12 protein-coding genes and 1 pseudogene are annotated in these 12,512 nt (G+C 43.4%); 7 read left to right on the top strand and 6 right to left on the bottom strand.

Annotated features, from left to right (window positions below):
* Positions 1–456: transposase (locus F6K46_RS34210; RefSeq protein ID WP_293061167.1), on the bottom strand; the 456-nt coding region annotated here is incomplete at its 3' end.
* 28 nt (positions 457–484) lie between these two features.
* Here F6K46_RS34210 and F6K46_RS34205 point away from each other — a divergent pair.
* The 3 genes from F6K46_RS34205 (at position 485) to F6K46_RS34195 (ending at position 2,013) form a co-directional block, all read left to right on the top strand.
* Positions 485–649: a hypothetical protein gene (locus F6K46_RS34205; RefSeq protein WP_293061169.1), complete on the top strand. Its 165-nt coding sequence runs from the start codon at positions 485–487 to the stop codon at positions 647–649.
* A gap of 387 nt (positions 650–1,036) precedes the next feature.
* Positions 1,037–1,210, top strand: coding sequence for a DUF4278 domain-containing protein (locus F6K46_RS34200; RefSeq protein WP_293061171.1), 174 nt, complete (start codon positions 1,037–1,039; stop codon positions 1,208–1,210).
* Positions 1,211–1,608: 398 nt separating this feature from the next.
* Entirely contained in the window at positions 1,609–2,013 is a 405-nt protein-coding gene (locus F6K46_RS34195) for a hypothetical protein (protein WP_293061173.1), read from the top strand.
* A gap of 41 nt (positions 2,014–2,054) precedes the next feature.
* Here F6K46_RS34195 and F6K46_RS34190 read toward each other — a convergent pair whose 3' ends face one another.
* From F6K46_RS34190 to F6K46_RS34180, 3 genes are read right to left on the bottom strand one after another with little or no spacing between them, the layout of a single operon-like run.
* A complete protein-coding gene (locus F6K46_RS34190; RefSeq protein WP_293061175.1) occupies positions 2,055–3,245 on the bottom strand; it encodes a TRC40/GET3/ArsA family transport-energizing ATPase in 1,191 nt (396 codons plus the stop codon).
* Positions 3,246–3,298: 53 nt separating this feature from the next.
* The gene (locus tag F6K46_RS34185; protein WP_293061177.1) at positions 3,299–3,724 is read right to left on the bottom strand and encodes a DUF2358 domain-containing protein; all 426 of its coding nucleotides are present in this window, start codon (positions 3,722–3,724) and stop codon (positions 3,299–3,301) included.
* Positions 3,725–3,769: 45 nt separating this feature from the next.
* Positions 3,770–4,603, bottom strand: coding sequence for a DUF928 domain-containing protein (locus F6K46_RS34180; RefSeq protein WP_293061179.1), 834 nt, complete (start codon positions 4,601–4,603; stop codon positions 3,770–3,772).
* 231 nt (positions 4,604–4,834) lie between these two features.
* Here F6K46_RS34180 and F6K46_RS34175 point away from each other — a divergent pair, with 231 nt between their 5' ends.
* The 4 genes from F6K46_RS34175 (at position 4,835) to F6K46_RS34160 (ending at position 10,567) form a co-directional block, all read left to right on the top strand.
* Positions 4,835–6,520 carry a transglutaminase family protein gene (locus F6K46_RS34175; protein WP_293061215.1) on the top strand — a complete coding sequence of 562 codons (1,686 nt, stop codon included), beginning with the start codon at positions 4,835–4,837 and terminating at the stop codon, positions 6,518–6,520.
* A gap of 170 nt (positions 6,521–6,690) precedes the next feature.
* The gene (gene hisA / locus F6K46_RS34170) at positions 6,691–7,464 is read left to right on the top strand and encodes a 1-(5-phosphoribosyl)-5-[(5-phosphoribosylamino)methylideneamino]imidazole-4-carboxamide isomerase (protein WP_070395241.1); all 774 of its coding nucleotides are present in this window, start codon (positions 6,691–6,693) and stop codon (positions 7,462–7,464) included.
* Between the two features lie 352 nt (positions 7,465–7,816).
* Positions 7,817–7,948, top strand: coding sequence for a hypothetical protein (locus tag F6K46_RS34165; RefSeq protein WP_293061181.1), 132 nt, complete (start codon positions 7,817–7,819; stop codon positions 7,946–7,948).
* A 321-nt stretch (positions 7,949–8,269) separates the two neighbouring features.
* Entirely contained in the window at positions 8,270–10,567 is a 2,298-nt protein-coding gene (locus F6K46_RS34160; protein ID WP_293061184.1) for a polysaccharide biosynthesis tyrosine autokinase, read from the top strand.
* A gap of 90 nt (positions 10,568–10,657) precedes the next feature.
* Here F6K46_RS34160 and F6K46_RS34155 read toward each other — a convergent pair whose 3' ends face one another.
* Together F6K46_RS34155 and F6K46_RS34150 are read right to left on the bottom strand one after the other, a co-directional pair.
* On the bottom strand, positions 10,658–10,906 hold the full coding sequence (locus F6K46_RS34155; protein WP_143727829.1) for a hypothetical protein: 249 nt from the start codon (positions 10,904–10,906) through the stop codon (positions 10,658–10,660).
* 775 nt (positions 10,907–11,681) lie between these two features.
* Positions 11,682–12,512: pseudogene (locus tag F6K46_RS34150) on the bottom strand (hypothetical protein); the annotation flags it as partial.

The raw sequence follows: 12,512 nt of genomic DNA, 5'->3' as shown, positions 1-12,512 counted from the left end.
TGTAACGGTACTTGGATTACAGTTAGCCGGTAACTGACGACTCCAACGAATAGGCAAAGGTTCTTGGCATTTAGCCAAATAGATCTGGCTATTTCTCCATTTAAATGCGGATTTGGTAAATTCCGCAGTACCACCATTGCGTTTTTTCTTGAAGTTTGGATACTTAGCACGACCTGCAAAGAAATTAGTGAAAGCTGTTTGAAGATGTCTTAATCCCTGTTGGAGTGGAACACAACTTACTTCATTGAGAAAAAATAAATCTTCTTCTTTTTTCCAACCTGTTAACATTGAAGAGGTTTCTTTGTAGGTTATTCTTTCTTGACGTTCGTACCACCCTTTGGTTCTAGCATCTAGAGCTTTGTTGTAAACAAGTCTTACACAGCCTATAGTTCTCCTCAACAGAGTTTCCTGCTCAGGTGTAGGATAAAAGCGGTATCGGTAAGCTTTTTCAGACATACTCACATTTTCAACCATTTTATGTGAGATGTCAACTGGACCCATGGACGCAATTCCTGAGGGTCAGAAGTTACCCCAGCGAGCAATCTCTCGCTGGGGCAGCCTTTATGGTTGGGAACGAAGTTACCGCAAGAATAAGGCAGCCTTTATGGTTGGTCGGTTATGGGTAAAAGGGTTAAAACTTTATGATTAAGGCTGCCTTAATAAACAGGTTTCATCTCCGGTCGGCTATGGGTAAAAGGGTTAAAACTTTGAGGCACGACCCATGGCGAATTTAATTACGGGTCAAGGGCGCCTCCATGATTAAGGCCAGAGACGAAACCTTAGGAGAGTGGAGCCTTTATGGTTAGTCGGTTATGCGTAAAAGGGTTAAAACTGTTTGATTAGCGTGATTTGCGCGGTCTTGGGGGTTTCCCCCATGAGCGACTGCATCAAGACAAGGCGACCCTCTCCTTACGGTAACTTCAAACCTTATTTTAAGGTTTCGTCTCCGGGCTGTGTGCGGAACCTGCGTCCGCACTTTATAGCCCCGTCTCCCGCTAACCCTACGGGTATAACGGGAGTCTCCTTGCTCTTAAGGATGAAACTTTCTTATCGCGGTGTTAGCTACCAATACCATCCTTGGGAAGTTTCCACCACAGCAGTTGACTTTGCTGGCAAGTACCGGGGACTGAATTACCGATTGGGTAGTGCCCATCATTTAACACTTGTGCAAGACAAAGTCAACCTCAAATATCGTGGCGTTTCTTATTAACTAATATATTGGCTAAATATTAGCTCAGTATTCTAGCCTATAAACAAGCTGCCTATAAACTTATAGCCAGTGGTGGCGATATGCCCTAGGCATCTGCCCTGTAAGCAATCACTCTCTTGGTGTGCGTTCCCTACCGCTTTGAATAAGCGCGGGGTTCCACCCCATCTTTAATTTGGCTGCCTGATTGGGTGACAACCCAGCGGGATAGAGAAGTACTAGATACAGAAGTACTAAATGCACCCTGACTAATTCCCTCAGCCACTGACAGAGGACATTCTCTGTCAGTGGCTGGTTTTTTTTGTGTTGATATCAGTTTTTAAAGAAGATTTGTGATATAAATATTTATAATATTTAACATAAAGTAACAAGAGACTACCTAGAGGCAGGAAAAATTAACTATGGGACTCTTTGGCAATTTGTTCAACTCTCAGACCAAGTACGTTGATGAGGACCGCCAGGATATGGCACAGTCTATAGAAGCTAACCAGTCCAAAGAGTATTTCTTGGACACAGATCAAGCCAAAACAATGGGAAACATTGACTACATGCGCAGCAGTGTTAAGGTCAAGAAATCCTTTCCCAAGACCAAAACTGCTATTTTAAGCGGTGAAGTAGTAGAGCAGATCTCCGCTACGGATAAAGTCACCCTTTCCCAAAATGAGACACCTATGGCCACGTCTGAGCCTGCTTCCCAGTCTGGAGCGACATTAGAACAAAACGGTCAGGTAAGCTCTCAACGCCGTCGCCCTGACTCAAGCATGGATCCGTTCCTCAAAATGGCTCAGGATCTAAAAAAGGGTTAATTTACTGCTGTGTAGATTGACTGGAACTCTAAACAGCATGATCAAATCTTAACTGCACCAGTGGCAAATTTGATTTTTAGATAATCCTCTTCCATCTTGGCTCCTGAAGGTTTTAGGGCTGCTAAAGCTTGGGGGAGGACTAAATTGCGCCGATGGTTACCAATGCGAACATTCAATTCATCTCCTGTTTGAGTAAGCTGTATTTTGTCTTTGGGTATACCAGGTAGATAGAGTTCTAGGCTGTACTCATTTTTATGCTGTATTACTCTAATGGTGTTTTCTTGGTAATACACTTGAGTGGGATCTTCTGAACCATAGAGGGTTTCTTTGAGACGCTCCAACGCCTCAATACCGCACATCTCTTGGGAATAGAGGGGAACTTCTTTAATGGGTAAAGGGCGGAAATTGTCGTGAATTTCTTGGCGGTACTGTTGCTGATTTTCTTTCCAGCGTTGGAAAAATGGGTCAGTTACTTGGTCAGGAATAATCCGATTCGCAACAACTAGATCAGTGGCAACGTTGTATAGGCTTAAGTAAGCATGAGCTCGTAAGGACTCCTTAATCACCATTCTCTCAGGATTAGTGACCAGGCGCACTGATGTTTGTTGGTTGTCAGTGAGTACCTTCTCTAGGGCTTCAATTTGTTCATAAAACTCATAGGGAGCATCCATGACCTCTTTATCTGGTAAAGAAAAGCCAGCAATGGGTTTGAATAAAGGTTCAACCAAAGGTCTCAGAGCAACTGACATACTTTGTAGTGGCTTATAAAAACGGCGCATATACCAGCCACTGACTTCTGGTAAGCTCAGTAACCGTAGCGCAGTACCAGTAGGAGCTGAGTCAATAACCAGAACATCGTACTCGTCTTCATCGTAGTGACGTTTCATGCGGACGAGACCGAAAATTTCATCCATACCAGGAAGAACGGCTAATTCTTCTGCCTGTACCCCATCTAAGCCCCTAGCTTGCAGCACTTGGGTAATGTAACGCTTAACCGCTCCCCAGTTTCCTTCCAATTCCATCAGAGCGTCAAGTTCTGCTCCCCAAAGGTTGGGGCGGACTAATCGGGGGTCGTGACTTAGTTCAATATCAAAACTATCTGCTAGGGAGTGAGCTGGGTCAGTACTCAGAACTAGAGTTTTGTAGCCTAACTCGGCACAACGCAAGCCAGTAGCAGCGGCTACAGAGGTTTTTCCTACTCCTCCTTTACCGGTCATCAAAATTACGCGCATGGTATGCTCCAGCTGTTCTGAGAAAAGTTTACATTTATTTACTTTACATTACTCTACAAAAGCTGCTTAATTACGTCCAGGCGTGAACAGTCCCAATAATCTATATGAGAAACAATTAACCCCTCAGCATTCAGCTTTAACTCGCTCCAGCCAGGAATAGTCATGCGCGGTTTCCAGGGTAATGGGGTAGTCCAGCTGAGAATCCAGCGGGTTTTAATTGTATCTCCTGACTGGGAAATGTGTTGCAAATCTAGATTGGGCTCGAGGAACCAGCAATTGATAAAGGCAATCATTTGTTTGTAACGCTCAAGCCCGCGAAACTGGTTGAGGGGGTCTTTAAAATAGACGTCTGAGGCGTAGATGCTATAAGTTTGGTCAGCTGGGAACCTTTGATAGTCTTGTTGGATAATTTGGGCTATAGGACTGAGAATCTCTTGGTAGTAAGGGTCTTGAGTGTTATTATACCGATTTGTATTCATACGTTGTATTCATACAGGTAATAATAACCTATTATATTTCGTTATTTAGTTGTTAGTCCTACTGGCTTGTTCAAACAAGGGTTTTTTGGCAATTGGATCTAACCCGACCGAAGTCAGCAGTTTGTGCCAAGCTTCTGCCAAGTTCTCGTCATTGGGGTGCTGCCTTCGCAACTCTACCAGAGTCGTTAATGTTTCGTACCAAAGCCGATGATTTGCGTAGATCGCAACACGCTGTTGGGGGGTTGCTTGCTTTAGACCCTGCACAAGGTTTGGATCTTCTTTAACTCGCTTGATCCCACCATCAATATAGATATTGTTTGACGAGTCGCCGGGATCAATCAATCTTACCTGCCAGTCATAGTTCTGATTAACTTCTAAGGGAGGTAGGTTAACAAAGGTAGGAAGCGTTATACTCCTAATTCCAGCATTTACCCTATGGGGTAAGGGATACTTGACTGAGTAAAGCTCCTTTCCATAGGCATCTTTCAGCACAAACTTTAAATATAGCCCTGATGCTGATTCCATACAGGGCATATACCAAGAGAAAGTGGGGTATTTAGCAAGCGTTGTTCCGATCCCAGAACTGGGAACCAACGCTACAGGATTTTTGAGGTTTGATTTCTGGCATTTGGAATCCTTAGTTCCTCCAGGACCCCTAGTTCCTCCAGGACGTCCGAGATCCGAGGGTTCGCCTGTAGGAGGTGGATCAAATTCAGATAAATATATACTTTCCCAGTGGTTCGGTATCTTCTCAATCAGTTCCCTCCCTAGGGAAGAACTCGCCTGAGCTTGTACCTGGGCTGGAAGATTGACTGCCAGACTGAAAGCCAAAGCAACCGTTAAGACCGTAAATTTTGATGAACGTGTTAACCAAGCCATGATAAAACTATTCCCTGATAGAGCCAAGTTTCTCTTAAGTAAGCAGGATAAGTGAGAAGTATGGCAGAACAACAGCCCTTGGAGGCACCCGTAACCCCTCTAAGAGGATCAGGTTTTCAGTCCTTACCTGCATCATTTTAACAATAACTTCAGTTATTTGAGACATCGCCACTCTAAGCTTATAATTTTGTCTAAATCTTCATCTGATCTTCATCGGATTTACTCATGATTATGAATTCAGCTCCATTTTTTAAAGAACGACAAAAATTAGACAAAACTATCCGACCAATTGGAGCATATTCCCTGCAAGGTATAGCATTTTGGAGAGAAAAAATAATTGCTATCGACTCGATAAAGGGTTATCTACTACAAATTGATCCCTTTACTGATAACACAAGGATTTTGAATCCAGAACGTGAGTCAGATTTAGTCGGTGTTACTGGTTTAGGAGTGGCAGGAGAAACCCTCTGGTTAACGTTACAAGATAGTGTCTATTTTTGCCATATAAATAAAAAAATAACCCTACAACACTTTGTTGATTTGCCTTACACCGCTAACGGAATCGCTGTTAAAGATTCAACTGTTTATGTTACCTGTCAAAAAGTTGGATATATTATTATTTATAGCAGCAATACAGGTCATGAAATTACCCGGTTGCGTTCTCCCGGAGTTGGCATTGAACATATAACAATCCGTGATGAAGAACTGTGGGTATCGGATGACCAAGAACAGACAGTTTACTGTCTTGATCGAGCAACTGGCGAAATTCAGTTCAGTGTACTCACCCCCTTTGAAAATCCTACTGGTTTAGCGTTTTGTACTGACCCCCAGACGGGAGACGATACCCTCTATGTTGCTTATGCAACTGAGGAGGCTTACATCCGGGATAACCCTAACGCTGATCCTAATTATGAATTGCAGTATCGCGATCGCACTTTTATTCATCCGTTACACTTTACCTACAATCCGGAAGGTCGCTACGCACTCTCCAATGGCTATTTAATCGAAATGTCCTACGTGGAGGAACTTGATCCCCTCAAGGATATCGAGTTGAATGATTTGGAATGGCGAATTGCCTTGCCATCGGAAACTGACCGACAAAAGGTCTCAAAAGTCGAACCCGTAGGTATACCCTTTACTATAGACGTTCAAGATGGTCAGCAAGTTGCCGTCTTTAAGTTTGACAATCTCAAGCCAGGGGAACGCCATATCTTTGGCTGGAAGGCACTCCTAGAAGTCTGGAGTATCAAGTACCGCCTGACACCACGGGATATGGAGGCGTTGCCTGAGTTACCGCCAGAATTTCAGAACCGTTATTTGGTGGATGATGACAAGTTAGCCATGGATACAGAAATCATCCGCCGTTCGGCTAAAGAAGCAATTGGTAGCGAAACGAATCTGTTGCGGCAAGTCTACAGTATTCGCAATTATGTCTACGACAAACTTTCCTACCACGTGACCCCTAAAATAGATACTCCTGACATTGTGCTACGAAGAGGTGTGGGGTCTTGCGGCGAGTATTTGGGAGTATTGCTAGCTTTGGGACGCCTTAATGGTATCGCGTGCCGCACTGTTGGTCGTTACAAATGCCCTCCCCATCCTGACCAAATCGGTATTCCTTTAGTACCAGATTTTAATCATGTTTGGATGGAATTTTATATCCCAGGAATCGGCTGGCTACCGATGGAATCGAGTGCTGATGATACGGTTGAAGGGGGTCCTTATCCCACTCGGTTTTTGATGGGTCTTGCCTGGTACCATATAGAGATCGGTAAAGGAATTAAGTTTGAAATCCTGAAGAGCCAAGGGGTGCCTGTGAAAAAGGAAGATATTTCCATTGGTGAGTTAGCCATTAATCATGTGCGGTTTAAGATTGTGGCAGAATTGCCCAGTGGTAGTGCTTCAATCGAACAATAACGACTACTACTGGCAAGGGTAGCCAGAAAGAAGTGGCTTGCAGGGGATCTAAGACCAAATCGAGGACGTAGCTCCTAGACTTGGGCTACCCCCGTGATGTCAGAAGCCTACACCATACCTGCTGGGATTGGTGTGCGGTAGTTCAGTATAGGTTAGGGGGAAATTTAGTCATGGATGTTATTCCAGCTATAGACTTACTTGAAGAAAAATGTGTGCGGTTAGTCCAGGGAGACTACCAACGTGCGCAAATATTTAACGATAACCCAGTCGAGGTAGCGAAACAATGGGTTGAACAAGGTGCATCAAGGCTGCATGTCGTTGATTTGGATGGTGCAAAACTGGGTAAGCCAGTTAACACTAAGGCAATCGAAGCAATTGTGCAGGCGGTACCTGTGCCAGTGCAAGTCGGTGGTGGATTACGCTCCCGCTCCGGAGTCACTCAACTGTTGACTCTAGGCGTCGATAGAGTCATTATAGGAACGGCAGCGGTGGAAGACCCTTCCCTAGTGGAACAGCTTTGCACTGAATTCCCAGGGAAGATTGTAGTTGGTATTGATGCTCGTCAGGGATGGGTGGCCACTCACGGTTGGTTAGAAACCTCAGAAATTGCAGCAATTGACCTAGCTGAACAAATGACTCAGCTGGGAGTAACTACGATTATTTACACCGACATTCACCGGGATGGAACTCTGTCTGGACCAAACCTAGACGCTCTAAGGGAACTAGCAAGTCATATATCGATCCCCGTGATTGCCTCTGGGGGTGTCAGTTCAATCACTGATCTGTTGAGTCTACTTACTCTCGAATCTCTAGGCGTTAGCGGTGTAATTGTTGGTCGTGCGCTTTACACCGGAGATATGTCTCTCAAAGAAGCTATTCAAGCAGTCGGTCCTGGAAGGTTACAAGATATCCCTCTAGATATGGGCTTTTCTAGCTTTGCTTGATCACTCGTCAATGGAAAAAGGGAAAATTGATCTGATTCGAGCCAAATACCCCATGATCAGTTTTTCATTGTCAGGGGCAATATTTTAAGAGAATAATTTGTATAACTGCTTCCTGATTACACTGTAAAAGTTTAGTAAAGGGGGAAAGGGCAAGGAATTATAACCATTGACCTTTTCCTTTTTATATTTATAACTTAAATTCAAGACTATACTACTAAACTTAATTCCATTCTTCAAGTGTTATTTAGCTAGACAGGAGGACAAGGTGTAAGCATTCAGCTATCAGCTATCAGCTATCAGCTAAAGGCTAAAGGCTAAAGGCTAAAGGCTAAAGGCTAAAGGCTAAAGGCCTGTGGTCACGCTACGGGAACAGTTTATGCCCATAGCGCACGCTGTCTTGATGCAGTCGCTCATGGGGGTTTCCCCCAAGACCGCGCTGCATCGCTACTTGAAAAATAAGCTGACGGCACCTCAAGTAGCGTGAGCTAAAAGCTCACGGCTGACGGCTGAATGCTTACGACAAGGTAATGGGGAGATAGGTAGATAGTGCTACCTATGAATGTCACTTGGTACCAGCAAACACTATTGCCCTAACTTAACCATTCCTTCATTTTATCCGGATATTTGATAAGTTTTGCGTAAAATTTTCCAGTTCTAGTGTCAAAAACTAGTTTGTTAACACAAACTAACTACAGAGCTGATGGTTAGTGGCAACTACCGAAGGTATGATAGGGGAGCGATTAGCCATAGCTTCAGTTACTCTTGAACATAACTTAAACCAATAAATCAAAAGGCACATATAGAGATGGGCAATAAATCAGAGCTTTTCCCACAGGGGAATGGTAAATATATCCACTCACAGCCCGTCATCTACCACACTAGAAACTCAAAATACTATCAGGATGGGCGTAAGCTAGAGGAGATTTGGACGATCATACGGCGTCGCTTTTTAGTGGCTGCTGGTGTAGCAATTACTATAACAGCTAGTATTTTTTTATGGACCTCTAATCAGAAACCTCTGTATGAAGGCAAGTTCCGACTCAGTCTGGAGCCTCTGACAGCACAGGATGATGATGAAAATCAATCGACACCAGGTTTTGAAACCTTGGCTTATAAAACCCAAATGCTGGTACTGCGTAGTGAGAAACTCATCACTCCCGTGATTGAGGAAATAAACAAGCGCTATGGCAAAACTAGCTACAAGTCTTTAGTCAAGAATAATCACCTGAGGATCAAACATATTGAAGGAACTAGTGTCTTAGAAGTTCGTTACCGGGATAGTGATCCTCAAAAAGTTCACTTTGTTTTAAAGCAGCTTGCCGATAATTATATCAATTACTCCCGCCAACAAGAAGCAAGTTACCATCACAAAGACCTTGAGCTAGCAAATAGAGAGTTGCCTCAAGTACGCCAAGAGGTAGACAGACTGGAGGAAGAACTGCTGAAGTTGGAGCTAGGGTACAAGTTAATCGACTATGATCATCAAAAACAGCAGCTTTCAACTCAGATTAGCCAGATTAAGCAACAGCAATTAGATACTGACATCCAGCTTAAGGAAGCTCAGTCCTTCTACCAGATCATTTCTCAAAAGCTAGGATTGTCATCAAATCAGGTCAAGGACTCTCGCGCCTCGGAGTTAGCTCTGGCTCAAGTGACTTTGGCTGAAAACCCTTACTACCAAAAGATGCTCAACCACCTAGAAGAGGTTGAGGCTGAGATTGCTATCGAGTCAAGCCGCTATACTCCAAACAGTCCCACCATCAAGACCCTACAGCAGCAAAAGTATAATTTCTTATCCCTGTTACGCTCTGAAGCTGAACAGGTACTGGGGATCAAACTAACAAATACAGATGTTCCTAAGATATCACCCAATTCAATTCACCAGCAGCTCACTCAACAACTGGTAGATCAGAGCATCCAAATATCAGTTTTGCAAGCACGACAACAAGCTCTTGCCGAGGAAGAAGAAAGTCTTGCGCAAGACATGAAACTGATGTTGGCGATAGATCCAAAGTACACCAGTTTACGGCAGAAACTTACACAGACAACCCAACGATTAGACACTCTGGTGGCGCTTAAGGAAAGCTTCCAGCCTTATTCTTGGGAACTTATTCTCAAACCCAAACAGCCTCAATATCCGATTCCGCAACATCAGGAACTTCAGATTATTTTGGGAGCGATCGCAGGTATATTACTGGGTGCAGGAACAGGGTGGTTGATGGAGCGCTTAGACCATGTATTCCACTCTCCCGACGAACTTAAACATCACACCCAATTGCCTCTTATTGGTGTTATTCCTTACCATCAAGCACTTAAGCCCACCAAGTCATCAACAAGCCGCAAAGGTATACCTTTTGTTCCAAGCTTCCCTAAGGTACAGAAAAATAACTCAACGCCAAAACTGCAACAAGCTTCTCCCTTTTTAGAGGCGTTCCGGTTCCTCCATCGCAATATCGGCTTACTGGGCTGCGATAAGCCAATCCAATCTATTGTGATTAGTTCAGCTAGACCAGAAGACGGGAAATCTACCGTTGCTGTCCACCTAGCTATAGTGGCTGCTGCTATGGGTCGGCGAGTGCTACTGGTGGATACAAATCTGCGCCGTCCCCGGGTACATAAAATTTTTGGTTTGAACAATCAATTTGGTTTGAGTAATGTCCTTAGTAAGCGGATCAAAGCTAACCGAGCCATCCAGCAAGTGCCCATGTGGGATCATCTTCATGTGCTAACTGCTGGTTCCCCAGCACAGGATCCGATTCGGTTACTATGTGCACCAAAGATGGGAACTTTGATGGAGCATTTTAATGCTGTTTTTGATTTAGTTATTTATGATACGCCTCCCGTGATCGGACTTGCCGATAGCCGCCTCCTAGCAGCTAACACGGATGGTATGGTCTTGGTAGGCAGATTAAACAAGACTGACCGCTCAGTTCTAATCCAAGCCTTGGATGAACTCAAAACCTCTAGGACTAATCTTTTAGGTATTGTTGCTAATGATGTTGAAAACTACGCAACTAGCTCCTATTATCATCATCAGGACTACTATACAACCGATTCAGCAACCATGAAGGTGAAAAAGCTTCTAGATCAGAACATGAGATGATATGAAGTCCGGTTAATAACTTCTAATATGGTTGATTGCTTTTTTTTAATGGTTAATGGTTAATCGTCAATTAACCATTAACCATTATAGTTAGTGAGCAGTAGCTGGGGATGAAAATACGTATGTTAACAAAACTAGCATCACCCTTGACACCATCAAGGTTAGTGTTAAAACGACTAGGGAAACCTGGACAGTTAAGCCTAACCGTTTACCCTTACGATACAAACGTTTATCCGGTACAGGGTGAGCAGTTTTAGAAAAGAGTGTTAATGGTTGATTAGGCTGATAAGGATTCCAAAATACATGGGCACATAAATTATGCTCGGCATAGGGTTTCATAGTTCAAAATTAGAGGTAGTGTGTTGAGAGTGAACCAGCGTTTACTCCCTGTGGTGTAAACGTTAGTAGTCAAACTGAGATAGTTCCTGTCTCAGTCTTGATAGTGATGTTTAACCCTGTCCAAATTGCTTTGGAGTGGCTTGTGGTGTTCAACCAGGGATTAGGTATTTGTTTTAGTTTGTTTTAGAGTAAGGGGACAGACAGAGGAAGGATAGAGGGGAATGATTTTGTTTGGTTATTTTGTCTTTCTTCCAAGTCCACCTTGTATTCCTTGTCTTCCTTTTTCTGTATTAGATACAGAGCAAGGTTTTAGCCCTGAGATAGGTAGGGTGCTGATGGCTTAATTTGGTAATTCCTGCTACAATGGAACAATGGACTTTAACAACAATTTAGGGCATCTAACTAAAATCTTGAACCCAGTTGTTTGAGAACAGTTGAGGGGTTTAACCCCCTAATTTATTGAGTTTTGTTTTTTTGGGTTAGATTGATTCGGTGAAGAATGGGATGCGATCGCTTTTTAAAGTAATGATGAAAACCAAGAGTTAGTGTCATACCCAGTAGCGTTCAGGGCTGGGATCACCTAAATTGCTAGGGTTTGCCAAATTATTCATTACCCATTAAATAGGTAGGCATGATTCAACTGACTAATGGAAGGGAATGATGTCAAGTTTTGTAAAATATCTAGAAATTCAATCTATTCCCTTAAGCCAGCATGTTTAGATAGATTTGTTTACATATATTTACATAGCTGCCAGCTTGATTTGGGCTTACCTATTTAACTGTTACTAGTTATCGCAAGACATTCGGTATCCAAAACCACAACCTCCTCTGTCTCGAAAACAGAACAGGAATCGATTACGTTAACAATTGCCGGAAAAATGGCTTGTTTGAGTCGAGCTTGAGCTTCTGCTGCTACTGGTTGATACTGCATAATCCAGCGATTGTCAGCTATATATTCTGGATTAAATGCTTCCTTATCTAACAACCAAAAATCAATGTTGTACTGCCTAATAAAGTGTTTGGCTTCAGCTAAATTTGGACTGTACTGGGCTTGAATTAAATCAATCGCTCTGTTGCGAAATTGGTTGTAATAGTTAGTATGATAGGGAATACCGTATTCTCTACTGACTAAGACTGACCGTCCAGAAAAGGTTGGCAAGAAATCGGCTTCCTTTGATAGTGAGGCAATCAGGATATCGTTTGGTTGTTTAGCAAAGAATTCATAGAGGCCATGTTTCCTCCCAACCTCATAGTTAGTTTTGGGGAAATTATGGAAACCAAGAGGAGACAAGATTAGAGCTATTCCTACCAGTGTAACGATCGCTCTTCCCAACACTGGTTTCCCTTGAATTCGAGGGGAGGCTAGCCTCTGGCAAGCTTGAATAATAGCATCAAGTAATAGAGTGATAGCGATCGCAGCAGCTAGGACTAGCACAATTCGCAGACTATGCTTACTGTAACGGCTGGGTAGATGCAGTCGGAATAGGACAGCATGAGCCATAATGAACATGCCAACGGATACTAGAGCCAGTTGAGTCAGGAGTACCGTTTCCCCTCTGACTTTCTTCACTAACGGTAGCCATGAGGGAAATCTTAGCAACATAGG

It is taken from the genome of Moorena sp. SIO3E8, assembly GCF_010692445.1.
Classification (GTDB): domain Bacteria; phylum Cyanobacteriota; class Cyanobacteriia; order Cyanobacteriales; family Coleofasciculaceae; genus Moorena; species Moorena bouillonii.
The sequence above is the reverse complement of the archived record's forward strand: the minus strand, read 5'-3'. Positions and strand labels throughout refer to the sequence as shown.